22 protein-coding genes are annotated in these 25,054 nt (G+C 72.4%); 15 read left to right on the top strand and 7 right to left on the bottom strand.

Annotated features, from left to right (window positions below; genetic code table 11):
* The first annotated feature begins 266 nt into the window (after positions 1-266).
* Complete coding sequence (gene nucS / locus ACLQ3K_RS21200; RefSeq protein WP_224646413.1) at positions 267-962, top strand: endonuclease NucS; 696 nt, start codon at positions 267-269, stop codon at positions 960-962.
* Positions 962-1,255 (top strand): hypothetical protein, encoded by a 294-nt coding sequence (locus ACLQ3K_RS21195; protein ID WP_426001429.1) that lies wholly within the window; start codon positions 962-964, stop codon positions 1,253-1,255. Before nucS ends, ACLQ3K_RS21195 begins: the two co-directional genes overlap by 1 nt.
* On the opposite strand, the gene ACLQ3K_RS21190 is transcribed toward ACLQ3K_RS21195, so the two are convergent.
* Positions 1,252-2,310: a hypothetical protein gene (locus tag ACLQ3K_RS21190; protein WP_336671572.1), complete on the bottom strand. Its 1,059-nt coding sequence runs from the start codon at positions 2,308-2,310 to the stop codon at positions 1,252-1,254. The two genes, ACLQ3K_RS21195 and ACLQ3K_RS21190, sit on opposite strands and share 4 nt — an antisense overlap.
* A gap of 77 nt (positions 2,311-2,387) precedes the next feature.
* A complete protein-coding gene (mce, locus tag ACLQ3K_RS21185) occupies positions 2,388-2,903 on the bottom strand; it encodes a methylmalonyl-CoA epimerase (protein WP_426001428.1) in 516 nt (171 codons plus the stop codon).
* A gap of 52 nt (positions 2,904-2,955) precedes the next feature.
* Between mce and ACLQ3K_RS21180 the strand changes: the two genes are divergently transcribed.
* From ACLQ3K_RS21180 to ACLQ3K_RS21135, 10 genes are all read left to right on the top strand, one after another.
* Complete coding sequence (locus tag ACLQ3K_RS21180) at positions 2,956-4,170, top strand: acetyl-CoA C-acetyltransferase (RefSeq protein WP_426001427.1); 1,215 nt, start codon at positions 2,956-2,958, stop codon at positions 4,168-4,170.
* A 13-nt stretch (positions 4,171-4,183) separates the two neighbouring features.
* Positions 4,184-4,549 carry a DUF3817 domain-containing protein gene (locus ACLQ3K_RS21175; protein WP_224646407.1) on the top strand — a complete coding sequence of 122 codons (366 nt, stop codon included), beginning with the start codon at positions 4,184-4,186 and terminating at the stop codon, positions 4,547-4,549.
* A gap of 65 nt (positions 4,550-4,614) precedes the next feature.
* The gene (locus ACLQ3K_RS21170) at positions 4,615-7,560 is read left to right on the top strand and encodes an AMP-binding protein (RefSeq protein ID WP_426001426.1); all 2,946 of its coding nucleotides are present in this window, start codon (positions 4,615-4,617) and stop codon (positions 7,558-7,560) included.
* Between the two features lie 58 nt (positions 7,561-7,618).
* On the top strand, positions 7,619-8,596 hold the full coding sequence (locus ACLQ3K_RS21165) for a tetratricopeptide repeat protein (RefSeq protein ID WP_426001425.1): 978 nt from the start codon (positions 7,619-7,621) through the stop codon (positions 8,594-8,596).
* A 46-nt stretch (positions 8,597-8,642) separates the two neighbouring features.
* Entirely contained in the window at positions 8,643-9,902 is a 1,260-nt protein-coding gene (locus ACLQ3K_RS21160; protein ID WP_426001424.1) for an ABC transporter substrate-binding protein, read from the top strand.
* Positions 9,902-10,855: a carbohydrate ABC transporter permease gene (locus ACLQ3K_RS21155; RefSeq protein ID WP_426001423.1), complete on the top strand. Its 954-nt coding sequence runs from the start codon at positions 9,902-9,904 to the stop codon at positions 10,853-10,855. The genes ACLQ3K_RS21160 and ACLQ3K_RS21155 overlap by 1 nt, the downstream gene beginning before the upstream one ends.
* Positions 10,852-11,667: a carbohydrate ABC transporter permease gene (locus tag ACLQ3K_RS21150; protein WP_426001422.1), complete on the top strand. Its 816-nt coding sequence runs from the start codon at positions 10,852-10,854 to the stop codon at positions 11,665-11,667. The genes ACLQ3K_RS21155 and ACLQ3K_RS21150 overlap by 4 nt, the downstream gene beginning before the upstream one ends.
* Before the next feature lie 152 nt (positions 11,668-11,819).
* Positions 11,820-12,776 carry an alpha/beta hydrolase gene (locus ACLQ3K_RS21145; RefSeq protein ID WP_336671577.1) on the top strand — a complete coding sequence of 319 codons (957 nt, stop codon included), beginning with the start codon at positions 11,820-11,822 and terminating at the stop codon, positions 12,774-12,776.
* 29 nt (positions 12,777-12,805) lie between these two features.
* Positions 12,806-14,224 carry an acyl-CoA synthetase gene (locus ACLQ3K_RS21140; RefSeq protein WP_426001421.1) on the top strand — a complete coding sequence of 473 codons (1,419 nt, stop codon included), beginning with the start codon at positions 12,806-12,808 and terminating at the stop codon, positions 14,222-14,224.
* 24 nt (positions 14,225-14,248) lie between these two features.
* The gene (locus tag ACLQ3K_RS21135) at positions 14,249-14,734 is read left to right on the top strand and encodes a lipoprotein LpqH (protein WP_426001420.1); all 486 of its coding nucleotides are present in this window, start codon (positions 14,249-14,251) and stop codon (positions 14,732-14,734) included.
* A 28-nt stretch (positions 14,735-14,762) separates the two neighbouring features.
* Here ACLQ3K_RS21135 and ACLQ3K_RS21130 read toward each other — a convergent pair whose 3' ends face one another.
* The gene (locus ACLQ3K_RS21130; protein WP_426001419.1) at positions 14,763-15,656 is read right to left on the bottom strand and encodes a LysR family transcriptional regulator; all 894 of its coding nucleotides are present in this window, start codon (positions 15,654-15,656) and stop codon (positions 14,763-14,765) included.
* 88 nt (positions 15,657-15,744) lie between these two features.
* On the opposite strand from ACLQ3K_RS21130, the gene ACLQ3K_RS21125 reads away from it, so the two are divergent.
* From ACLQ3K_RS21125 to ACLQ3K_RS21115, 3 genes are all read left to right on the top strand, one after another.
* Positions 15,745-17,139: a malate:quinone oxidoreductase gene (locus ACLQ3K_RS21125; protein WP_426001417.1), complete on the top strand. Its 1,395-nt coding sequence runs from the start codon at positions 15,745-15,747 to the stop codon at positions 17,137-17,139.
* A 63-nt stretch (positions 17,140-17,202) separates the two neighbouring features.
* Positions 17,203-17,667, top strand: a complete 465-nt coding sequence (locus tag ACLQ3K_RS21120) for a lipoprotein LpqH (RefSeq protein ID WP_224646394.1) — start codon at positions 17,203-17,205, stop codon at positions 17,665-17,667.
* A 22-nt stretch (positions 17,668-17,689) separates the two neighbouring features.
* Positions 17,690-18,127 carry a lipoprotein LpqH gene (locus ACLQ3K_RS21115; RefSeq protein ID WP_426001416.1) on the top strand — a complete coding sequence of 146 codons (438 nt, stop codon included), beginning with the start codon at positions 17,690-17,692 and terminating at the stop codon, positions 18,125-18,127.
* A gap of 21 nt (positions 18,128-18,148) precedes the next feature.
* Here the strand turns inward: ACLQ3K_RS21115 and ACLQ3K_RS21110 are convergent, their stop codons facing one another.
* The 4 genes from ACLQ3K_RS21110 to ACLQ3K_RS21095 form a co-directional block, all read right to left on the bottom strand.
* Complete coding sequence (locus ACLQ3K_RS21110) at positions 18,149-19,699, bottom strand: multicopper oxidase family protein (RefSeq protein ID WP_426001415.1); 1,551 nt, start codon at positions 19,697-19,699, stop codon at positions 18,149-18,151.
* A gap of 347 nt (positions 19,700-20,046) precedes the next feature.
* Positions 20,047-20,784 carry an MBL fold metallo-hydrolase gene (locus ACLQ3K_RS21105; RefSeq protein ID WP_426001414.1) on the bottom strand — a complete coding sequence of 246 codons (738 nt, stop codon included), beginning with the start codon at positions 20,782-20,784 and terminating at the stop codon, positions 20,047-20,049.
* A complete protein-coding gene (glgB, locus tag ACLQ3K_RS21100) occupies positions 20,784-22,979 on the bottom strand; it encodes a 1,4-alpha-glucan branching protein GlgB (protein ID WP_224646391.1) in 2,196 nt (731 codons plus the stop codon). The genes ACLQ3K_RS21105 and glgB overlap by 1 nt, the downstream gene beginning before the upstream one ends.
* Positions 22,980-23,021: 42 nt before the next feature.
* Entirely contained in the window at positions 23,022-25,022 is a 2,001-nt protein-coding gene (locus tag ACLQ3K_RS21095) for a maltotransferase domain-containing protein (protein ID WP_426001413.1), read from the bottom strand.
* Positions 25,023-25,054 lie beyond the last annotated feature (32 nt).

Raw genomic sequence — 25,054 nt, 5'->3', positions numbered from 1 at the left:
CCCTCCAGCGCCGATGGTACTGCACTCGCGAGGGTGTGGGAGAGTAGGACACCGCCGGACTAAAATTAGATACAGGAGAAGACCCTCGGGTCGGTGAGCAGAAATGCTCCCGGCGCGGGGGTCTTCTTCGTGTCCGCACATCGTTCTCCCGCGCGGTCCGCACGATTCCGTGGGGCCCGCACATCGCTTCCGCATCCGGCCACGACGCCGTTCGGGCCGGCACCGGGGAGCGGGCACCGTCGTTCCCGTGCCGTAAGGTGGAGCCCGTGCGTGTCGTGATTGCCGAATGCCAGGTCGACTACGTGGGCCGGCTGACCGCCCACCTCCCGATGGCCCGGCGCCTGATCCTGGTCAAGGCCGACGGTTCCGTCAGCATTCACGCGGACGATCGCGCCTACAAGCCTCTCAACTGGATGAGCCCGCCCTGTTGGCTCGAGACCGCCCCGTCGGACGACGAGGCGAAGGACGTGCCCGAGGGGCACCAGCTCTGGATCGTGCGGAACAAGGCGGAGGAACAGCTCCGCATCCTCATCGGTGAGGTCGAGCACGACAGCAGCCACGATCTGGGGGTCGACCCGGGCCTCGTGAAGGACGGCGTCGAGGCGCACCTCCAGGAGCTCCTCGCCGAGCACACCCACACCTTCGGGGACGGCTACACCCTGATCCGGCGCGAGTACATGACGGCGATCGGCCCCGTCGACCTGCTGTGCCGCGACGCGGACGGCGGGACCGTGGCGGTGGAGGTCAAGCGCCGCGCGGAGATCGACGGCGTGGAGCAGCTGACCCGGTACCTGGAGTTGCTCAACCGCGACCCGCTGATCGCGCCCGTGACGGGCATTCTCGCGGCCCAGCAGGTCAAGCCCCAGGCCCGCACCCTCGCCGAGGACCGCGGTATCCGGTGCGTCACCGTCGACTACGACGTGCTGCGCGGCACCGAGGACACGTCCTACAAGCTCTTCTGATGGGCCGCAGGCCCGTCTCCCGCAAGCGTGCGGCGGCGCGGGACGGGCACCGTCCCCTGAGCGCCGGCGGTTTCGGCTCGCGGGTCGACCTCGGCGACGAGGCCTACCAGGTGCGCACCGTCACGGGGACGGGCGCCGTCAAAGAGTACCGCTGCCCGGGATGCCACCAGGCGATCCCCGCGGGGACCGCGCACGTCGTGGTGTGGCCGTCCGCCGAGAGCGAAGGCGTCGCCGACCGGCGCCACTGGCACCGCGGTTGTTGGGCCAGGGAGGCCGGCCGGCGGGCGCGCTAGCGCTTCTCGATCGCGACCTGCTCCGTGACCGCCTCGTCGGCGGCGAAGTCCTCCGCGCCCAGGACCTGCTGCGCGCGCTGCGCCGCGGTGGGGGCGTCGTCGGCGACGTGCTCCGCCTTGGGGGCCGCCGCGGGGTCGAACGACGCGGGATCGATCCGCTTGTCGACGACGTGTGCCTCGCCGTCGCCGGTCGCGAGGGCCTCGGGCACCAGCGAGAGCTGTCGGCGCACCGTCTCCAGCTGATCGAGGATCGACGCGCGCAGCGACTGCATGTCCTCGGTGATCCGCCGGGCGTTCGCGACCTGCGTGGCGATCCGGGTGTTCGTGTCCTCGAGCTTCTGCTCCGCAGTGGCGTTCGCGGTGTTGAGGGTCTGCTCGGCGCGCTCGTTCGCGGAGTCGACGCGATCCCGGGCCTCGTCCTTCGACGCGTCCTCGAGCTCGGTGATCGTGCGGATCGCCTTGTCCCGGCGCATCGACATCGCCATGTCGAAGTCGTTCTGGACGCGCTCGCGGTTCTCCGCGGCCGACTGAGCCAGCTTCTCGGACTCGGCCTTCGCCTCGGCCTTGATGCGCTCCGCCTCGGCGTGCGCGTCCTTCATCGTCTTCTCGTGCTCGGACTCCATGGCCTCGCGGCGCGCGGTCATGTCCGAGCGCATGCGGTCGGCCTCGCGCCGGGTGGTCTCCGCCTCCTGGCGGGCCAGCGAGCGCACCTCGGCGGACTCGTTCTGGGCTGCGGCACGGATCTCCGAGGCCTCGTCGGAGGCGAGGCGCATCATGCGGGCGATGCGGTCGCTCATGCCCTCGGCGCTCGTCGGCGGGACGCTGAGGCGATCCACCTCGCGGCGCAGGTTGTCGATCTCGTCCTGCGCCTCGTCGAGGAGGTCCGTCAACTCGCGCGCGTGCGCCGAGGCCGCGTCGCGGTCGGCGGCGAGCACGCGCAGTTCGGCCTGGTACCGGTGGAACTGCTCGGTGACCTGGTCCCGGTCGTACCCACGCAGGACCACCGCGAACGGTGCGGGCGCCGGGCCGCCCGGGAAGTTGTCCGTATTCGCCATGCTCCGAATGGTACGTGGACGGCCCGCGCTCGCGGCGTCAGCAGTCGCAAAAGGTCCGAATTGTGGCCCGTGCCGGGTCAGGACGCGGGTTCGACCAGTTCGACGAGGATCCCGCCGGCGTCCTTCGGGTGCAGGAAGTTGATCCGCGAGCCCGCGGTGCCGTTCCGGGGGGCGTCGTACAGCAGCCGTAAGCCCTGCTCCTGCAGGTGCGCGGTGACGGCCGCGAGGTCCGAGACCCGGTACGCCAGCTGCTGCATGCCCGGGCCGTTGCGGTCGAGGAACTTCGCGATCGTCGACTCGGGGGTGAGGGGGGCGAGGACCTGCAGCTGCGCCGCGCTCGACGGTGCGCCGTCGGCCGCCAGCAGCGAGGCGGGGGAGAGCATGCCCTCGCGCACGCCCTGCGCCTCGTTGATCTCCTCGTGCGTGCACACCATGCCGAGGACGCGGGCGTACCACTCGAGGGCCGCGTCGAAATCGGACACGGCGACGCCGACGTGGTCGATACCCAGCACGTATTCGGCGGGGACGGCGTGCGCGGCGGGGTGCTCGCCGTGGGCGGTGTGATCTGTTTGTCGCGATTGGCTCTCTGTCATGCCTCGAATGTAGCTTTGAGGTGGAAGACCCCTGCCCACTAGGAGGAACGAAGTGGCCCCGTCCGCACCCCATCAGGACCCCACGGTCATCGTCGCCGGCGCTCGGACGCCCTTCGGCAAGCTGCTCGGCGCGCTCAAGTCGCAGTCCGGCACGGACCTCGGCGCGGTCGCCATCCGCGGCGCGCTGGAGAAGAGCGGCGTCGACCCGCAGACGATCGACTACGTGATCATGGGCCAGGTCCTCACCGCCGGCGCCGGGCAGATGCCCGCGCGCCAGGCCGCGATCGCGGGCGGCGTGCCGTGGGACGTGCCCACCCTGACCATCAACAAGATGTGCCTGTCGGGCATCAACGCCATCGCGCTCGCCGACCAGCTCATCCGGGCCGGCGAGTACGAGGTCGTCGTCGCCGGCGGCCAGGAGTCGATGACGCAGGCGCCGCACATCCTCACGGGCAGTCGCGAGGGCCACAAGTACGGCAGCATCGAGATGCTCGACCACACCGCCTACGACGGCCTGCACGACGTCTTCACCGACCAGCCGATGGGCGGGCTCACCGAGCAGCTCAACACCATCGACACGGTGACCTACTCCCGCGAGGAGCAGGACGCCTTCGCCGCTGACTCGCACCGCAAGGCCGCGGAGGCCTGGGCCGCCGGCAAGTTCGCCGACGAGGTCGTCCCCGTCGAGATCCCGCAGCGCCGCGGCGAGCCGATCCGCGTCAGCGAGGACGAGGGCGTCCGTGGCGACACCACCGCCGAGTCGCTGGCCAAGCTGCGGCCGGCGTTCGCCAAGGACGGCAGCATCACCGCCGGCAACGCCAGCCAGCTCACCGACGGTGCCGTCGCCGTCGTCGTCATGCGCAAGAGCAAGGCGCAGGAGCTCGGCCTCGACTACCTGGCCGAGATCGGCGCGCACGGCGTCGTCGCCGGCCCGGACTCGTCGCTGCAGCACCAGCCCTCCAACGCCATCAAGAAGGCCTGCGACAAGCAGGGCATCAGCCCGGCCGATCTCGACCTGCTCGAGATCAACGAGGCCTTCGCCGCCGTGGGCCTCGCGTCCACCGCCGACCTCGGCGTCGACGCCGACAAGGTCAACGTCGACGGCGGCGCCATCGCCATCGGTCACCCGCTCGGCGCCTCCGGCGCCCGCATCCTCCTGCACCTCGCGCTCGAGCTGGCCCGCCGCGGCGGCGGCACCGGTGCCGCCGGACTGTGCGGCGCCGGCGGCCAGGGCGACGCGCTCATCATCATCGTCCCCGGGAAGTAGAGAGAAACTCCGCATGAACGAATCCCTCGCGTCCAAGATCGTCACCGCCTTCAAGGTCGTCGCCTTCCTCGAGGCCCTGACCTGGGTGTGGCTGATCATCGGCATGATCATCAAGCGGGTACAGGACAAGCCCGACGCGATCGCAGTGCCCGGCATGACGCACGGCATCGTCTTCATGGTGTTGGTCGTGCTGACCCTCGCGGTCGCCTACGCCCGCAAGTGGGACCTGAAGACCCTCGCCCTCGGCCTGCTCGCCACGGTCCTGCCCTTCTGCTCCGTCGTCTTCGAGGTGTGGGCGCAGCGCGCCGGCAAGCTCGACGCCCCCGCGACGGCCACCGCCGCGGACAAGGCCGAGCCCGCCGACGCGATCGGCGGTTAGGACGCACGGCGCCCCGCCTACCGGTACGTTGACTCGCTGACGGAAGCTGTGGAGAGGTGGGGCACATGGTGGACATCCTGGGCGGGCTGCCCGGTGGGAAGGCGCTCGAGGCGTCGGTGAACCGCCTGGCGGCCACGGCGCGCAACGGCTTCGAGGTGCTCACGCAGGGTGGCCTCGAGACCGGGGCGAAGCCCTCGCAGTTCACGGTCGTCGAGCGCTCGCCGATGTACCGCCTCCGGCGGTACTTCGCGGACCGGGCGCCGGCGCCCGCGGTGGACGACCGGCCGGTGATCCTGCTGGTGCCGCCCATGATGGTCGACGCCAACGTCTTCGACGTCACGGAGAACAACGGCGCCGTGTCGGTGCTGCACCGCGCGGGCCTCGACCCGTGGGTCATCGACTTCGGCGCGCCCGACCGCGAGGAGGGCGGCCTCGAGCGCAACCTCGCGGATCACGTCGTCGCCATCTCCAAGGCGATCGAGCAGGTGGCGGTGTTCCGCGGTCGCGACGTGCACATCGGCGGCTACTCCCAGGGCGGCATGTTCTGCTACCAGGTGGCCGCCTACCGGCAGTCCCGGTCGATCGCGAGCCTCGTGACCTTCGGCAGCCCCGTCGACATCTCGGCGGGCCTGCCGCTCGGCGCGCCGCCCGCGCTGGTCAACAAGGGCGCCGAATTCGTCGCCGACCACGTCTTCAACCGCTTCTACCTCCCCAGTTGGATGGTGCAGCGCGGTTTCGAGATGCTCAACCCCGTCAAGGCGGTGCGCTCGCGGCTCGACTTCGTCCGGCAGCTGCACGACCGCGACGCCCTGCTGCCGCGCGAGGACCAGCGCCGCTTCCTCGAGGCCGACGGCTGGGTCGCCTACGCCGGGCCCGCGGTGGCCGACCTGCTCAAGCAGTTCGTCGTGCACAACCGCATGCTCACCGGCGGCTTCGCCATCGACGGCGACGCCGTCTCCCTCGCGTCCATCACGAGCCCCGTGCTCGCCTTCGTCGGCCTGTCGGACCAGATCGGCCGGCCCAGCGCCGTCCGCGGGATCCTGCAGGCGGCGCCGAAGGCCGAGGTCTACGAGGCGCAGGTCTCAGCCGGTCACTTCGGCCTCGTCGTCGGCAGCTCGGCAGGCGCGGTCACGTATCCGACGGTGACGCGGTGGATCAACTGGCTGGAGGGCCGCGGCCCGCAGCCGGAGAACGTCGTCGCGATGCAGCCCGACGACGGCCGCGACGTCGGCGTCAACCCGCTCGTCGCGGGCCTGGGCGGCATCGCCACCGTCGGCTTCGTCGCCGCGCGCGACGTCCTCGACGCGGCCTCCGGCGCCGCGGCCGGCGCCTCCGCCGTCGCCCGCGAGGTGACCCGCGGGCTGCCGAAGCTGGCCCGCCTCGGGCAGCTGCAGGCGCACACCCAGGTCTCGCTCGGCAAGCTGCTCGCGGAGCAGGCCGCGGCCGATCCGCACGGCGAGCTCTTCCTCTACGAGGACCGCGTGCACACCAAGCACGCGGTGAACGAGCGCATCGACCGCGTCGTCAGCGGCCTGATCCAGGTCGGGGTGCGGCAGGGCGAGCACGTGGGCGTGCTCATGCACACCCGGCCGTCGGCCCTGGTCGCGATGGCCGCGCTGTCACGGCTCGGCGCCGTGGCCGTGCTGTTGCCGCCGGGCACCGACTACGCCGCCGCGCTGCGGCTGGGGGAGGCCGCCTCGGTCCTCACGGACCCCGAGCACGCGCAGGAGGCCGTGGCGGTCGCCGAGCGCGTCTTCGTCGTCGGCGGCGGCGACCGCCGCGACCGGCCGGGTGCCGCCCGGCAGGACCTCGGCGCGGAGCTGGTCGACCTCGAGCAGGTCGACCCGGACAACGTGCGGATCCCGCGCTGGTACCGGCCCGACGCGGGCCTCGGCCGCGACCTGGCCTTCGTGATGTTCTCGGAGGTCGGCGGGCGGCTGCGGGCCAAGCGGGTCACGAACGGCCGGTGGGCGCTCTCCGCCTTCGGCACCGCGTCGGCCGCGCGGCTGTCGCAGAGCGACACCGTGTACTGCCTCACCCCGCTCAGCCACAGCTCGGGCCTCATGACCAGCCTCGGCGGCGCGCTCGCCGGCGGCTCGCGCATCGCGCTCACCCGCGACTTCGACCCGGAGCGGTTCATGGTCGAGGTGCAGCGCTACGGGGTCACGGTGGTCTGCTACACCTGGAACCTCATGCGCGCGGTGCTCGACACCCCCGGCCTGGAGATCCCGCGCTACCACCCGGTCCGCGCCTTCATCGGCTCCGGCATGTCGGCGGAGCTCTCGCGCCGCGTCGGCGAGACCTTCGACGCGCAGGTCGTCGAGTTCTACGCCTCCACTGAGGGCGAGATCGTGCTGGCCAGGGTCCGCGCCGGCAAGCCGGGGGCGAAGGGCCGGCGCCTGCCGGGCAGCGCCGACGTGGCCCTCGTCGACTACTACTTCGACTCCGGGCGCTTCGTCGAGGACGGCGACGGCTTCCTGCAGGAGGTCGGGGACGGCGAGGTGGGCGTGCTCATCGGCCGCGCCGATCCCGACGCCACGCACCGCGACGTGCTGCTGCGCGGCGTCTTCCGGCCGGGCGACGCCTGGTTCTCCACGGGCCACCTCTTCCGGCGCGACGAGGACGGCGACTACTGGCTGGTCGACGACGTCCGCACCGTCGCCGTCACGGAGCGCGGGCCGGTGTACTCGATCCCGATCACCGACGTGCTCGAGCAGCTCGGGCAGGTCGAGCAGGCCGTCGTGTACCAGGTGCCCGGCGACGGGGCCGACGGCGCGCCGCGCGTCGTCGCCGCGGTCACGGTGCGGGACGACGCGGAGCTGACGGCCGGCGAGATCAGCGACGCGTTCGCCGGCAGGCACGGCCAGTACCCGGACGCGGTGCACGTCGTCGACGAGGTGCCGCTCACCAGTTGGTACCGCCCGCGGCGGGGTGCGCTCGCCGCCGCCGGGATGCCCGCGCCCGGTCCCACGTCCTGGCGGTTCGACCCGGATCAGCAGCGCTACCGGTGATCCCGGGCCGGACGGTCGCCGCGGGCGGCCGCCGCACGGGGCGTGCCAAGATGGAGGGGTGACTACACCTCGAGGCGCATCTCCACAGGATCAGGCACGCGCGCTGCGCACGGCCGCGGCGATGGCCGGCGCGGTCGACCTCTCGGGTCTCAAGGCCCGCGCGGAGGCGAAGGCCGCCCAGCAGGCCCGCCCGGCACCGTCGGGCGAGGCGGGCCCGGCCGGCGCCGCCCCCGGGCCCGGCGTGGTCGACGTGACGGACCAGAGCTTCCCGGTCGAGGTCATCGACCGGTCCGCGAATCGGTTGGTGGTCGTGCTGCTGGCCGCGTCGTACAGCGAGCAGTCGCAGGCGATGGCGGCGGTGCTGGAGAAGCTCGCCGCGGATGACGCGGGCCGGTGGACCCTCGCCCGCGTCGACGTCGACGGGGCGCCCGGCGTCGCGCAGGCCTTCGGCGCGCAGTCGGTGCCGATGGTGGTGGCCGTCGCCGCGGGGCGCGCGGTGACGGCCTTCGCAGGCGCGCAACCGGAGCCGGCGGCGCGGCAGTGGCTCGACGACGTGCTCGCCCAGCTGCCGCCCGAGTTCGGTGGCGGCGTGGCGGCGGGGGAGGCCCCGTCGGACCCGCGGCGCGACGCGGCGGAGCAGCTCGCGGGCGACGGCGACTACGACGGCGCCCGCGCCGCGTACGAGGCGATCCTGCACGCGAATCCGGGCGACGCCGAGGCGGCGGCCGCGGTCAAGCAGATGGCCTTCTTCGCCCGCGCCACGAAGGGCGAGCCCGGGGCGATCGCGCGCGACGACGCGGCGGCCGGCGCGACGGGCGAGGAACGGGTCGCACCGGCGCTCGCCGCCGCCGACGAGGAGCTGCTCACCGGCTCGCCGAAGGGGGCCTTCGACAGGCTCATCGCCGCGATCCGCGTCACCGCGGGCGACGACCGCTCGGCGTTGCGCACCCGGCTGCTGGAGCTCTTCGAGCTCTTCGACCCTGCGGATCCCGTCGTGCTCGCGGCCCGGCGCGATCTGGCGGGCGCCCTCTTCTGACACGGCCCGGTCCGCGACGTGGACGAAGGTTTGCGATACTTACCCGGTGTCTGACTATGGTGTGTCCCGACGGGCGGTGCTGACGGGCGTCGGCGGCGTGGCCCTCGCGGGCGCGCTCGCGGCATGCGGTGGGAACACCGGTCGCGGCGGCGGGGCCCGCGGCGACCTGCGGGCCTGGTTCCACCAGTACGGCGAGCAGGGGGCGCCGGAGGCGCTCACGCGGTACGCCGGCGACTACCCGGACGGCGGCGTGCGGGTCAGCGCCTTCCCGGGCGACTACGACCAGAAGGTCTCGTCGGCGCTGGTCAGCGGCGACGGCCCGGACGTCTTCGAATTCGCCAACGGTCCCACGATCGACATGATCGCCGCCGGGCAGGTCGCCGACCTCACCGACCTGCTGGGCGACGCGCGATCCGACTTCACCCCGGCGCTGCTCGACCGGATGACCCACAACGGCCGGGTCTACGGCATCCCGCAGGTCACGGACACCCAGCTGCTGGTCTACCGGAAGTCCATGCTCGCCGAGGCGGGCGTCGTCCCGCCGCGCACGCTCGACGAGCTCGTGTCGGCCGCGCGGGCCCTGAACCGGGGCCGGGTCAAGGGGCTCTTCCTCGGCAACAGCGGTGGCGCGGACGTCCTCGGCGGCGTCCTGCTCTGGTCGTCCGGGCACGACTACCTGACCCCCGACCACAGGCCGGGCTTCGTCGACGAGGAGGTCGCGGTCGGCCTGCGGGCGATGCGCGGGCTGTTCACGTCGGGCGACCTGCTGCTCGGCGCGCCGCAGGACTGGTCCGACCCGGGGGCCTTCATCGCGGGGCAGACGGCGATGCAGTGGACGGGCCTGTGGGCGCTGCCCGCGATCCGGGCGGCGCTCGGCGACGACTTCGGCGTGCGGCCCTTCCCGGCGATCGGCCCGAACGGCGGGACGAGCGTGCCCTTCGGCGCGTACGGCGCCTCGGTCAACGCCGGCGGCGACGTCGAGCGGGCGAAGAAGTTCGTGCAGTGGCTGTGGGTGAAGCGCACCGATCTGCAGCTCGACTGGGCGCAGGGCTACGGCCTGCACGTCCCGGCGCGCCGCTCGCTGGTACCGCAGGCCACGAAGCTCGCCACCGGCGTCTACAACGAGGCGGCCGACCTGGTGAACTCCGTCGGTCGTCCCCAGACCCCGCTGCTGTGGACGCCGCGCAGCGCCACCGCCTACCGCGACGCCCTGGACCGGGTGATCCGCGGTGGCGCCGATCCGATGGCGGAGCTGCGCGAGGTCGCGTCGGTGGTCGAGAAGGAACTCGAGCGGTTCCCGCGCTGATGTCCCTCCGGCCCGCCCGCCGTGCGCCGTCCCGGCCCGACGCGGGCGGGGCGTGGCGCGACTCGCCGCACCTCTGGTTCTGGCTGATGACGGGGCCCTTCCTCGCGGGCCTCGCGGTGTTCGTCCTGGTCCCGATCGGGTGGAGCGTGTGGCTGAGCCTGTTCGACGCGCACAACACGGTGACGCCGACGCGGTTCGTGGGCCTGGACAACTACCGGGACATGCTGGCGGACCCCGCCTTCCGCTCCAGTCTGGTCACGTTCGTCGTCTTCGCGGCGATCGTCGTGCCGCTGACCTTCGCGGGCTCGCTCGCGCTCGCGGTGCTCGTGCACGGGGTGCGCCGGTTCCAGGCCTTCTTCCGCTCGGTCTTCTTCCTGCCGCTGGCGTGCAGCTACATCGCCGCGTCGCTGATCTGGCGCGGCTCGCTCTTCCCCGGGGTGCCGACGGGCGTCGCCAACGCGGCGCTCCGGGCCGTCGGCGCGGAGCCAGTGGTGTGGCTGTCGGTGGTCGATCCGCCCTGGTACTGGCTGGTGCTGGTGACGCTGCGCCTGTGGCTGCAGCTGGGCTTCTACACGATCCTGTTCCTGGCCGCCCTGCAGCGCGTGCCGCGGCACCTGTACGAGGCGGCCGCGCTGGACGGCGCGTCCGGGTGGACGACGTTCGCGCGCATCACGCTGCCGCAGCTGCGCGCCGTCTCCGTCGCAGTGCTGCTGCTGGCGACGGTCAACGCCTTCCAGGCCTTCGACGAGTTCTACGGCGTGATGGCCACCGCGCAGGGCTATCCGCCGTACGCCCGACCGCCGCTGATCTACCTCTACTACGTAGCCGTCGGCAACGGGCAGGACTTCGGGCACGGCGGCGCGGGCGGGATCCTGCTCACCGCCCTGATCGCGGTGATCGCCCTGGCGCAGGGCCGGTTCACGGGGCTGTTCCGCGGGCGGGGCGAGCGGTGAGCGCGGCCCGCGCGGGGCGGTACGTACTGCTGATCGGCCTCGCCGCCCTCTTCCTGCTGCCGCTGTACCTGTTGGCCCGCGGCGCGGTCGGCACGCCGATGGACGTCGCGACGGGGGACTGGCTGCCGCGTCGCACCGACGGCGCCGCCTTCCGGCAGATCTTCTCCGACGAGGCCCGCCCGCTCGCCCGGGCGCTGCTCAACTCGACGACGGTGGCCGTGCTGCAGACGGTCGGCACCGTCGCCGTCGCGCTGCCGGCCGGGTACGCCTTCGCCCGGATCCGGGTGGCATACGCCGACAAGGTCTTCGCCGTCGTCCTCGCGACCCTTCTGGTCCCGGCCGCCGTGACCTTCGTGCCGACCTTCGTCATGGTCTCCACGCTCGGCTGGGTGTCGTCGCTGCAGGGGCTGGTCGTGCCCGGCCTGTTCCAGGCGACCGCGGTCTTCCTGTTCCGGCAGCACTTCCTCGGCTTCCCCCGGGAGCTCGAGGAGGCCGCCGTGCTCGACGGTGCCGGGCCCGCCCGGGTGTTCCTCGCGGTCGCGCTGCCCGGGGCGGGCGCGGTGACGGCGGCGGTCGCGACGATCACCTTCGTCGGGAGTTGGAACGCGTTCCTCTGGCCCCTCGTGATCGGTCAAGATCCGCAGTCGTGGACGGTCCAGTTGGTCCTGTCGAGCTACATCACGGCGCAGTCGGTGAACGTGCCCGCGATGTTCGCCGCCGCCGTGGTATCGATCGCCCCCTTGCTGGCGTTCTTCCTGGTAGCGCAACGTTGGATCGTCGCCGGCGTGGAGCGGACGGGGATCTCCGGCTGACCGCGCGTGACCCGCGTCACGGCCGTCGGGGGCCTGCCGACCGGGACACGCCGGGAGCGGTGATAGCTCGATTCGCTGGATCTATCGATGGCATCGGCCTAGTCTGAACCGGTTCTGTTCGGCCTCTCCGGGTCGGGCGAGAGGAGACGATGATGTCGGTCACCGAACACCGCGGTGTGAGCGCCCAGTCGGCGCTGGCGATCGCGGGGGCGCGGCTGCTGCTCAAGCCCCTGATCGCGCTGTACCCGGTGCGGGCCTGGTCGTTCGCGCCGCTCGCCCTGGGCGAGGGCCTGGCGAACCTCATCGGGTGGACGCCGAACGACGTCGAGGTGGAGCGGATCGAGCTCGCCGGCGTCCCCGTGGAGCGGCTCGTGCCGACCGCGGGCGACCTGCGGCCCGACGTCGCGATCTGCTACTACCACGGCGGCGCCTTCCTCGCGGGCGGGCCCGGCACCCATCGCCGCGTGGCGGCGGCCCTCGCGCGCACCCTCGGCGTCACCGTCTTCAACGTGGATTACCGCCAGCTGCCCGACGTGGGCGTCGGCACGTCCGTCGACGACGGCTACCGCGTGTTCCGGGCGGTCACGGACTCCGGCCGGTACCAGCAGGTCGCCGTGGGCGGCGACTCCGCGGGCGGCTACATCTCGGCCAAGGTGGTGGAGCTGGCGTACCTCGACGCCGTGCGCACCCCGGCCGCCTACTTCGGCTTCTCCCCGCTGCTCACGCCCACCGTCACCGACGACGATCCGCGGCACGACATCGACGACGCCTACCTCACCGCGGGCAAGCTCGCCGGGCTGCGCGACTTCTTCGACCGCGGTCCGGTCGCCTTCCGCGGCCACGACGACGCCACCGAGATCGAGCCCGCGGCGTTCCCGCCGGCGCTCGTCATCGCCTGTACCGACGAGATGCTGCGCGTCGACGCCGAGCGCCTGCACGAGCGCCTCGACCGCGCCGGCAAGCCCTGCGACCTGCACCTCTACCAGGGCGGCGTGCACGCCTTCCCCGTGCTCGCGGGCGTGACGCCCGAGAGCGCGCAGGCCGTCCAGATCACCACGCTCTTCCTCGAGGCGGCGTTCGACGCGCGCCTGCAGTACCGCGCCGCCTGACGGGGCGCCGCGCGGCATAGGCTGGGGCCATGCTGCTGCCGCACACGGTCACGCCCGTCCCGCCCGGCTCCGACGGTGAGCCGGCCGTCACCGTCGGGGGCCGCACCCTGACCCGGACCGAGCTCATCGGCGCCACCACGGCGGTCGCCGAGCGGCTGGGCGGCCTCGGCGTGCGCGGCCCCGTCGCGGTGTGGGCCGAGCCGACGCTCGCCACCGTGATCGCGATCGTCGGCGGTATTCGCGCCGGCGTCCCGGTCGTTCCCGTCCCGCCGGATTCGGGCACCGCGGAGATCGCCCACGTGCTCGCCGATTCCGGCGCGCAGGCCTGGCTCGGCGCGACCCCGCAGGATCTGCACGGGCTACCCGCGGTCCCGGTCCGCGAGCACGCCCGCGGCTGGCACGCCCTGCCCGAGCCGCCCGCGGCCGCGACCGCGCTCCTGATGTACACCTCGGGCACGACGGGGGCGCCGAAGGGCGTCCCCATCCGCCGGGAGGCCATCGCGGCGTGCATAGACGGGCTCGTGGACGCCTGGGGGTGGACCGCGAACGACACTCTCGTGCACGGCCTTCCGCTCTTCCACGTGCACGGGCTCATCCTCGGCGTCCTCGGCCCGCTGCGGGTGGGCAGCCCGCTGGTGCACACCGGGAAGCCGACCCCGGAGGCCTACGCGGCGGCGGGCGGCACGATGTACTTCGGCGTGCCCACCGTCTGGTCGCGCATCGCCCGCGACCCGGAATCCGCTGCGGCCCTGCGGGACGCGCGGCTCCTCGTCTCGGGCAGCGCGCCCCTGCCGGCGCCGGTCTTCGAGCGGATCCGCGAGCTCACGGGTCACGAGATCGTGGAGCGCTACGGCATGACGGAGACCCTGATCACCGTGAGTGCGCGCGTCGACGGCGAGCGTCGCCCCGGCTGGGTCGGCGTGCCGATCGCGGGCGTCGAGTCGCGGATCATCGCGGAATCGGGTGACGAGGCGCCGCACGACGGCGAATCGATCGGGGCGCTGCAGATCCGCGGCCCGATGGTCGGCACGAAGTACCTGAACCGCCCCGACGCCACGGCCGAGTCCTGGGTGGGCGACGGCTGGTTCGACACCGGCGACGTCGCGGTGATCGACTCGACAGGCTTCCACCGCATCGTGGGCCGCGCCTCCACCGACCTCATCAAGACCGGGGGCTTCCGCGTCGGCGCCGGTGAGATCGAGGCCGCGCTGCTCGGCCACGCGGACGTCCGCGAGGCCGCTGTCGTGGGGCTTCCCGACGACGACCTCGGGCAGCGCCTCGTCGCCTTCCTCGTCGCCGACGGCCCGCGCGACGATGCCGCCGCCGCCGCGATCGTCGAGTTCGTGGGGGAGACGCTCTCGAAGCACAAGCGCCCCCGCGAGATCCGCTTCGTCGACGACCTCCCGCGCAACCCGATGGGCAAGGTGCAGAAGAAGCAGCTCCTGTAGCCGCGGATGTGGTGGGATCGCCGTATGGATCAGGGGATGCGTTCGGCGGTGGTGTGCGTATTCGCGGCGGTGTCGATCGCGGGCTGCACCACGTCCGTGAGCGGGACGGCGGTGCCGGCGGGGAGTGGCGCGGCCACGGTCGCGGGCGGCGGGGGTGGCGACCGGGGTGGTTCGTACGCCTCTCTGACGCTCGACGGTGTGGCGCCGCCGGGCGGCGACCGGATCGCGGTCGAGTGCGACGATGTCGCCGGAACCCTGGTGGTGGCGTCCGGCGAGCCGCCGGTGACCATCGGGATCACGATCCTCACCGCTGACTACCCGCGGGTGGAGACGCTCGCCCTCACCCTCGAGAACGGAAAGGTGTACTTCGGGCAGGAGTCCACCTACTCGGCGCGGAAGGACGGCGGCGCATACATCGTGACGGGCGACGTCGAGGGATTCGGTGGCGACGTCACCGACGGCACGCTCGGCAGGGTCGTCCAGCGTTTCGAGCTCAGGATCACCTGCTGATCCGGCCGCGCGGGCCGAGTGCCCCGGCCTACCCGGGGCGCCCTTCGGCGGTGTCGAGGATGAAGTCGTGCAGGTGCCGGGTGGCCGGAGCGAGGGTGGTCGTCGCGCGGGCCAGGGCGACGGCGCGGCGGTACTCGCCCGCCAGCGGCACCTCCGCCACGTCCGACGGTGCGCGGTCGTCGTGCGGGAGCAGGGCGACGCCGAGCCCCCGGGCGATGAGCTCGCGGATCGTCGCGAACTCGGTGACCTCGACGGCGATCGCGGGCGTGAAGCCGGCCGCGGTGCACCAGCGCTCGGTGGTGCCGCGCAGGTGGTAGTCGGGCGGATTGGCGATGAAGGTCTCGGACCGCAACTGCGCCAGCCGGATCTTCTTCGCCCCGGCGAGCGGGTGGGCGCCGGGGAGCGCGGCCAGGATCTCCTGGGATCCGATCACGATGTGCGGCAGCAGCTTCGGCGGCGGAATGGTCACCGCGAGGTCCAGGGTGCCGGTCTCCAGGTCGCGGACGAGCTCCGAGCCGTGCCCCTGCTTGAGCGTCACGGTGATCCCGGGGCGCGCGCGGCGGAAGGCGGAGAGCAGGTCCGGTAGGCGGCCCGAGCCCATGGTGAGCGGGAAGCCGAACCGCACGCTGCCGTGTTCGCCGTCGCCCTCGTCCACCACCGCGTCGATCGCGAGGCCGAGTTCGCGCAGCGGATCCCGGATCCGCCGGGCCAGGTCCGCGCCCGCGGCGGTCAGGCGCACGGTGCGCCCGGCGTGGACGAGCAGCGGGGTCCGCAGATCGCCCTCGAGGGAGTGGATCCGGCGGCTCATCGACGACTGGGGGATGCCGAGCGCGGCCGCGGCGCGGGTCATGTGCCCGTCGTGCGCCGCGAGGGCGGCGAGCGCCTGCAGCTGCGGGGCGAACAGGCTCAGCCATTGATCCATATTCGGATCATATCTCCGCAAGACCTCATTGGACGGATGAGTACCGCGCGTTCGATGCTGGTACCGAACCCACCTAGAGGAGGATCCGATGGTCACCCACTCCACCCCGGGATTCGACGCCGACGTCGTCCTGATCGGCGGCGGCATCATGTCCGCGACGCTCGGCGCGATGCTCGCGCAGGAGCGGCCCGACTGGCGGATCCTGCTGCTCGAGCGCGCCGACGCGCTCGCCACCGAGAGCAGCGGGCCCTGGAACAACGCCGGCACCGGCCACAGCGGCTTCTGCGAGCTCAACTACATGCCCGACCCCGCCGACGGCACCAAGCCCCTGTCGATGGTCGAGCAGTTCGGGCGCACCCGCGCCTGGTGGGACGGCCTCGTCGCGGCGGGACTGCTCGACGGCGGCTTCCTGCACACGACCCCGCACCTCGACGTCGTCTTCGGCGAGCGCGACATGACCTACCTGCGGCAGCGCTTCGAGACCCTGCGCACGCACCCGGAGTTCGCGGCGATGGAGTACACGGAGAACCCGGAGACGATCCGGCAGTGGGCGCCGCTGGTCATGGAGGGCCGCGGCCCCGAGTCCATGTGGGGCCGCATGGCCGCCACCCGCCACCCCGGCGGCACCGACGTCGACTTCGGGGCGCTGACCCGCGGCCTCACCGCGATCCTCACCGACGCCGGCGGCGAGGTGCGCTTCGGCCACGAGGTGACGCGGCTGCGCCGCACCCTCGCGGGATGGACGGTGCGCGGCCGGGGACCCCAGGGGCGCTTCGAGATCCGCGCCCGGCGCGCCTTCGTCGGCGCGGGCGGCAAGGCCCTGCGGCTGCTGCAGAGCGCGCGGCTGCCCGAGGTGAGGGGCTACGCCGTGCTCCCCGTCGGGGCGGCGTTCCTCCGTTGCTCGGACCCCGAGGTGGCGCGCCGCCTCGACGGGAAGGTGTACGGGCAGGCCGACATCGGCGCGCCGCCGATGTCGGTGCCGCACCTGGACCGCCGGTACGTCGACGGTGCCGATCACCTCCTGTTCGGCCCGTACGCCACGTTCAGCACGAAGCTCCTCAAGCGGGGCCGGCTCACCGACTTCTTCACCACATTGCGGCCCGGCAACCTGCACGTGATCGCCGCTGCCGGACTGCAGAACCTCGCCCTGGTGCGGTACCTCGTCGCCCAGCTCGCGGCGAGCCGGCGGGCGAGGTTCGCCCAGCTGCAGCGGTTCTACCCGGCCGCCGACCCGGCGCAGTGGGAACTCGTCCCCGCCGGCCAGCGGGCCCAGCTGGTGACCCCGGATCGCCGTCGCATCGGCGTGCTCCAGCAGGGGACGGAGCTCGTCACGGGCGCCGACGGCACCATCGCCGGCCTGCTCGGCGCGTCGCCGGGGGCGAGCACCGCGGTGCCGATCATGCAGGACCTCCTCGTGCGGTGGGGGATCGAGCCGGCGGTGGGACTGCAATCGAACTCCGAGAAGTCGCCCGTCGCGCACTGACGTGTGCTTTCCTCCACTCGGGTGCAAAGCCCGAATTCGGTTCCGTGCCTAAGGAGGCCCGCTATGAATCGCTCCCTCGTCATCGCCTCGGCGGTGGTCTTCGCCTCGATCGGACTCACCGCCTGCGGCGGGGGATCCGACAAGGGCTCGGACTCCGCACCCGCGAACACGGCGTCGGCGAACACCGACGCGAAGACCGTCGTCAAGGTCGACGGCAAGGACCTCACGGGCGTCGACCTCAGCAACGTGGGCTGCGCCAAGCAGGGCGATCGCTTCGCGATCGGCGCCGGCGGCGCGTCGGGCGGGGTCGGCGCGACCCTCAAGGACGGCAACCCGCCCACCGTCGAGACCGTGGGCATCACCGTCGACGGCACCGCCCTCGCGGTCGGTCCCGGCGTCGGTAAGGCGACCGTCAAGGTCGACGGCGACCGCTACACCATCAGCGGCACCGCGTCCGGCGCCAGCATCTCGAACCCGATGGCGGGGATGGTCTCGAAGGACTTCGAGATCGTCGTCACCTGCAAGTAGTTCCCGTGCCTGAGGAGGCCCCGTGCATCGTTCCCTCGTCACCACCTCGGTGGTCGCCCTCGCTGCTCTCGTACTCGCCGCGTGCGGCGGGGGCGAAGACGCGGGGTCGGTCCGGTCCGGCGCCGACGCGGTCGTCAAGGTCGACGGCAAGGACGTCTCCGGATTGGACCTGTCGACCGTGTCCTGCGTCCGGCAGGGGGAGAACTTCGTGATCGGCACCGGCGGCGCGAACGGCGCCGTCGCCGTCACGATGACCACCCACAACCCGCCGGTCCTGCAGACGGTGGGCATCACCGCCGACGGCACCACCCTCGCGGTGGGCGGCGGCGTGGGCGAGGCCACGGTGCGGGTCGAAGGGACCCGCTACACCATCACCGGTACCGCACAGGGCGCGAGCATCGCGGACCCGGCGGCGGGCGTGGTCCGCAAGCCCTTCGAGATCGCCGTCACCTGCCGGTAGCGCGGACCGAGCGGATACGGGTCATGCCCTGGCGCGTATCCGTTGCATCATGTCGTGGTCCTCGTGCTCGAGGTTGTGGCAGTGCCAGACATAGCCGCGCAGTTCGTGCCCCGTCGCCGGCATCGCTGTTGCGGAGCCGTGGCCGTGCGTCATCGTGTGCTCGGCGCCGTCGGGCGTGCGGACGGGCTCGTCCGGGTCGAAGCCCAGCTCCTCGATCGACGGCCAGTAGACCAGGAACGACGTGACCGTCTGCGCCGGGCAGTTGGCGGTGTCCTTCCAGCCCTGCTCCCACGCCGGCGCCGGTTCCGGCGGCCCGGTGAAGCGGCCCGGCGGCGGCGCCCATCGCGTACCCATCGGTGGTATCGGGTTGGCCGCGACGTACTCGAAGGCGCGCAGCGTGCGTCGCTCGAGCACCCGGAAGGTGGCCAGGTGCAGGTGGATCGGATGCTCGAAGTCCGTGATGTTCGCGATGTCCCACCGCTCGACGGTGCCGCACCGCGCCACGTCGACGTCGTCCGACATGAACGTCAGGTTGTTGATCGACATCATCAGCGGGATCAGGGACTGCAGGCGGGTGAAGTCGACGTCGTAGGTGAGCGTCATCGTGCGCACTCGTTCCGGTTCGGCGAGTGGCGGCAGTGCCGCTGGCAGACCGGGCGCGCCGCTGAGGCGGGCGGGAAGCCGCGCGCTCGGGCGGGACGCTGCGCGGACATCGAACCGCATGATCTCCGGCAGGTCGGGCACCAGGAGCAGGTTGTTCCCGATGCTGTTCTTCGCAGTGTTGACCAGTGTCAGGCTGCTCCCGGCCGGCAGCTTCGAGAAGTCGACCAGGACGTCGAAGCGCTCGCCGGGCCCGCCGATGACTGAGCTGGTGCGCACCGGCGCGTCGAGAAGGCCCTGGTCGGTGCCGATCACGTGGAAGGCCATGCCGTTGGAGAAGCCGAACTCGTAGGTGCGGGTGTTCGCCGCGATGAGGACGCGGAAGCGATACAGCGCGCGCTCCACCCCGAGGCGCGGCCAGGCCTTCCCGTTCACCAGGGCCACGTCGCCCATGAGACCCATCTGACCGAATCCCTCGGGCAGAACCTGTGCCATCCGCGCCTGCAGGGAGCCGTCGGAGTTGATGAAGACGTCCTGCACCGTCAAAGGGATCTCGCGGTCGCCCGAGGGCAGGCCCAGCGGGTTGTCGGCGCCGCCCGTGTCGTAGTGGTCGCGGAGCAGGAACTGCCCGGCCAGGCCCGCCAGTACGTTCAGCCGAGTGATGCCCATGGCGTGGTCGTGGTACCAGAGCCCGGCCGCCGCTTGATCGTGGCGATAGTGGTTGGACTGCCGTCCACCGTTCCGCCACGCGACCATGGGATGGCCGTCGGAATTCGGCTCCGTCCGGCCGCCGTGCAGGTGCATGGTCATCCGCGGGTCGGTCCGGTCTCGGTCGGTGGCCCCGCCCATCGTGACGTCGACGGCGCGCGCCAAGGGGTGCGCACCCAGGCGATTGACCACCTCGACGTGGTCCGGCCGGCCCGCGACCGCCTCGAGAGTGGGGCCGAGGTAGCCCCCGTCGTAGCCCCACACCCTGGCCGCGGGCAGGTCCCGGTGGAAACGGTGCCGCGCCGCCCGGGCGGTCAGCTCACCGGCCGCGGCCCGACGGTGCGGGATCGGTAGCGCGTCGACGTACCGCCGCAGCGCCGGCGACTCGTGGTAGAGGAACAGGGCCGCGTGGGATGAACGGAGGGAGCACCGGGACCGGAACCGGGATGGGCGGCACCGGGATCGGCGACGGGACGACGGGGTCGGCCGCTGCGCGACCGGCGCTGAGCGCTGCCGCGGCGGTCAGGCCGGCAGCGGCGCGGAGGACTGTTCGCCGATCGACGGGCATCGGTCCATGGAACCAGGTGGCCGTTGCGATCGCAATGGGCGGGTCAGGTGATGCGGCGCGCCTGCGTGACGGCGTCCGCCGGGTCCCCGCGCCACGGCTCGCCGTGGCCGGGGGCCAGCTGGTCGGCGTCCAGCACGGCGATCGTGTCGAGTGCGGCGGTCGTGGCCGCCGGGTCGTGGGAGAAGAACGCGGGCAGCAGCTGCGGCCCCGTCGTGCCCGAGAGCGGGTGGCCGGTCACTAGGGCGTCGCCCGTCGCGACGACGCCGCCCGGCAGCAGGAAGGCGGTGTGCCCCGAGGTGTGGCCCGCGCACGGCACCGGCACCGGCGCGCCCGGCAGGTCCAGCGGCGCGCCGGCCGCGGGCAGTGCGAAGGGTTCGGCGTAGGGCATTTCCACGTGCCCCAGCACGCCCACGCGGGCGACGTCGGCCATCCACTTCCAGGTGCGGGGCCGCCACATGATCGGCAGCAGGTCCAGCGGGGCCGCCTGCTCGTGCGCCTCGCCGCGGGCGTGCGCGAGTTCGTCGGGGTGCGCGAGTACCTGCGTGCCGTACCGCTCGTGCAGCTTCGCGATGCCGCCCACGTGGTCGATGTGCGCGTGCGTCACCAGGATCGCCCGGACGTCCTGGGGGCGGCGGCCGATCGACGCCAGCTCCGCCTCCACCCGGTCCACGTCGCCGGCCCAGCCCGCGTCGATCAGGGTGACGTCGGCACCGTCGACCAGGGCGAGGAAGTTGACGTGCGTGCCGCCGCCGAACCAGACGCCGGGCGCGAGCTCGCGCATCACTGCCCGTCGAAGGTCAGCCAGAGGGCGGAGTTCGGGCCGAGCACGACCTCCGCCGAGGCCTCGCGGCCGTGCCAGGACCGCGCCTCCGCGGTGACGCCGCCCATGTTGCCGGCGCCGGTGCCCTCGTAATCCGTGGAGTCGGTGTTGAGGATCTCGCGCCAGGAGCCCGCGAAGGGCACGCCGACGCGGTAGCGCTCGTGGGTCTGCCCGGAGAAGTTGTACAGGCACAGCACCACGGAACCGTCGCTGCCCCAGCGCAGGAAGCTGAGCACGTTGTTCTGCGAGTCGTTCGCGTCCACCCATTCGTAGCCCGACGGGGTGGTGTCCTGGCTCCACAGCGCGGGGTGCGAGCGGTACGCGGCGTTGAGATCCCGCGTGAGCGCCTGGATCCCGGCGTGCAGCTCGCCCTCCCAGCCGTCGAGGCTGTCCCAGTCCAGGGAGCGCTCCTCCGACCACTCGCGGACCTGCCCGAACTCCTGGCCCATGAACAGCAGCTGCTTGCCGGGGTGGCCCCACATGTACGCGAGGAGGGCGCGCACGCCGGACGCCTTGGTGTGCGCGTCGCCCGGCATCCGGGTCCACAGCGTGCCCTTGCCGTGCACCACCTCGTCGTGGCTGATGGGGAGCACGAAGTTCTCGCTCCACGCGTACATCAGCGAGAAGGTGACCTCGTGATGGTGGAAGTTGCGGTGCACCTGATCGCGCCCGAGATAGCCCAGGGTGTCGTGCATCCAGCCCATGTTCCACTTCATGGTGAAGCCGAGGCCGCCGAGGTTCGTCGGGCGCGTGACGCCCGGCCAGCTCGTCGACTCCTCGGCGACGGTGACCACGCCGGGGAAGAGCTTGTGCACGGTGGCGTTCATCTCCTGCAGGAACTCCACCGCCTCGAGGTTCTCCCTGCCGCCGTAGACGTTCGGGGTCCAGCCGCCCTCGGGGCGCGAGTAGTCGAGGTAGAGCATCGAGGCGACCGCGTCCACCCGCAGGCCGTCGATGTGGAACTCGTCGAACCAGTACAGGGCGTTGGCCACCAGGAAGTTCCGCACCTCGCGGCGGCCGAAGTCGAAGACGTAGGTGCCCCAGTCCAGCTGCTCGCCGCGCTGCGGATCGCTGTGCTCGTACAGCGCCTTGCCGTCGAACCGCGCGAGCGCCCAGGCGTCCTTGGGGAAGTGGGCGGGCACCCAGTCCACGATGATGCCGATCCCGCGCTCGTGCAGCACGTCCACGAACTCGCGGAACTCGTCCGGGGTGCCGAACCGGGACGTGGGCGCGTAGTACGAGGTGACCTGGTAGCCCCAGGAGCCGCCGAAGGGGTGCTCGGCGACGGGCATCAGCTCGACGTGCGTGAAGCCCGTCTCGGTGACGTAGTCGGCCAGCTCGCGGGCGAGGTCCAGGTAGCTCAGGCCCTGCCGCCACGAGCCCAGGTGCACCTCGTAGGTGCTCATGGGTCGGTCGGTCGGGATCTGCTTGGCCCGCTCGGTGATCCACGCGGCGTCGCGCCACTCGTGGGTGCTGTGCGTGACGATCGACGCGGTGGCCGGGGGCACCTCGGTGCGCCGCGCCATCGGGTCGGCCTTCTCGACGGTGCCGCCGCCCTCGGTGAAGATCCGGAACTTGTAGGCCGCGCCGTCGCCGACGCCCGGCACGAAGACCTCCCAGACGCCCGAGGAGCCGAGCGTGCGCATGGGGTAGGACTCGCCGGACCAGTACTCGAAGTCGCCGATCACCGTGACGCCGCGGGCGTTCGGGGCCCACACCGCGAACGACGTGCCCGTGACCTCGCCGTCGGGGGTGGTGTAGCTGCGCAGGTGCGCGCCGAGCACGTCCCACAGCCGCTCGTGCCGGCCCTCGGAGATCAGGTGCTGGTCGAGCTCGCCGATCGTCGGCAGGAAGCGGTAGCCGTCGGCCACGACGGTGCGGCCGGCGGGGTAGAGCACCTCGTACCGGTAGTCGGCGAGGTCGCTGATCGGCACCTCGGCGCCCCACAGCGCGCCCTGCAGCTGCGCCAGCGGGTAGCTCTCCCCGCCGATCACGGCCGCGACGGCGGTGGCGCCCGGCTTCAGCGTGCGCAGCACGGTCCCGCGCGAGGTGGGGTGCGCGCCCAGGATCGCGTGCGGATCGTGGTAGGCGCCGGAGAGCAGGCGTGCGGCGGTGTCGGGGTCGACGGCCGCTGCCGCGGCGGGGTTCTCGGTCATGGGGTGGGGCCTTCCTCAGCAGTGTGCAGGGCCGTTGCGCCGCTAGGGCTCCCGGTAGGACAGTTCCCGTCGCTGCTGCGGGTCGAGTTGCGGGAGGACCAGGATGTGGGCCACGTTGCGCCAGGGTTCCAGTCGGACGAAGTTCGCCTGACCCCAGTGATACACCTCGCCGGAGACCTCGTCGCGCACCGGGAAGCGCTCGTGCCAGTCCCGGCCGAGCGCCGGCAGGTCCAGCCACACGTTGCCCGCCTCCGCCCCGAACGGGTTGAGGTTCACCACCACCAGCACCAGGTCGCCCGTGGTCGCGTCGTGCTTGCTGTAGGCGATCAGAGCGTCGTTGTCGACGGCGTGGAAGTGGAGGTTGCGCAGCTGCTGCAGGGCGGGGTGGCGGCGGCGGATCTCGTTGAGCCGGGTGATCCACGGCTCCAGCGACTCGCCGCGGCTCTGTGCCGCCTTGTAGTCGCGCGGGCGCAGCTCGTACTTCTCGGAGTCGAGGTACTCCTCGCTGCCCTCGCGGACCGGGACGTGCTCGTAGAGCTCGTAACCCGAATACATGCCCCAGCTGGGGGAGAGCGTGCTCGCGAGCGCGGCCCGGATCGCGAACATGCCGGGCCCGCCGTGCTGCAGGCTCTCGTGCAGGATGTCCGGCGTGTTCACCCAGAGGTTCGGCCGGCACACGTCGGCCTGCGCCGCGTGCTCCCGCGCGAACTCCTCGAGCTCCCACTTCGCGGTGCGCCACGTGAAGTACGTGTAGCTCTGCGTGAAGCCCGCCTTGGCGAGCCCGTACATCCGCGCCGGGCGGGTGAACGCCTCGGCCAGGAACAGGACGTTCGGGTTGACCTTCTTCACCTCGGCGATCAGCCAGTACCAGAAGTCCGGCGGCTTGGTGTGCGGGTTGTCCACCCGGAAGATCTCGATGCCGCGCTGCACCCAGAACAGGGTGACGCGCAACAGCTCCCGGTAGATGCCGGTCCGGTCCTCGTCGAAGTTGATCGGGTAGATGTCCTGGTACTTCTTCGGCGGGTTCTCGGCGTAGGCGATGGTGCCGTCGGGCAGCACCGTGAACCACTCCGGATGCTCCCGCGCCCAGGGATGATCCGGCGCGGCCTGGAAGGCCAGGTCGAGTGCGACCTCCATGCCCAGGTCGCGCGTGCGCTGGGTGAAGTAGTCGAAGTCGTCGAGCGTCCCGAGTGCGGGGTGCACGGCGTCGTGCCCGCCCTCGTCGGAGCCGATCGCCCACGGGACGCCGACGTCGTGCTCCTCGGGAGTGAGGGTGTTGTTGCGGCCCTTGCGGTTCACCTTCCCGATCGGATGGACCGGCGGGAGGTAGACGATGTCGAAGCCCATCTCCGCGATGCGGGGCAGCTCCTCCGCCGCGGTGTGGAACGTGCCGTGCACGGGCCTGCCCTCGGCGTCCCAGCCGCCGGTGGAGCGCGGGAAGAGCTCGTACCAGGAGCCGAACAGGGCTCGGGTGCGGTCCACCCAGACCCGGTAGGTGCGGGACTTGGTGATCAGCTCCCGCACCGGGTACTGCTGCAGCAGCCGGGTGACGTCGGGATGCAGTGCGGCGCCGGTGCGTTCGACGAGGCTGCGGTCGCCGGCCCGGAGCGCGGCGGCCGCGGCGAGGACCGGGCCGCGGTCACCGTCGGGCACGCCGCCGGCGGCGCGCTCGAACAGGCGCGCCCCGAGCTCCAGGTCGTTCGCGAGCTCCGCCGGGCCCTGGCCGGCGGCGAGCTTCTTCTGCACGGCGCTGCGCCAGGTGGTGGCCGGGTCCGACCAGCCCTCGATCCGGAGCGACCAGTAGCCCGTGAGGTCCGGGCGGAAGACGGCGTGGAACCGGTCGGGTTCGGCCGCGGGCGACATGCGGATGTAGGTCGACGTGCCGTCCGGCCCCGTCACGACGACGGACGCCGCGACGGCGTCGTGGCCCTCGCGCCAGACGGTGGCGGACACCGGCACGACCTCGCCGACGACCGCCTTGCTCGGGTATTGCCCGCCCGACACCACGGGTTCGATGTCGTCGATGCCGATGCGCCCTGTCACCGGGTCAACGGTAGTCGAAGCGGCCGGTTTAC

It is taken from the genome of Tsukamurella sp. DT100, assembly GCF_049844855.1.
Classification (GTDB): domain Bacteria; phylum Actinomycetota; class Actinomycetes; order Mycobacteriales; family Mycobacteriaceae; genus Tsukamurella.
Note: the sequence above shows the minus strand (reverse complement) of the source record. Positions and strands in the feature narration are given on the sequence as shown.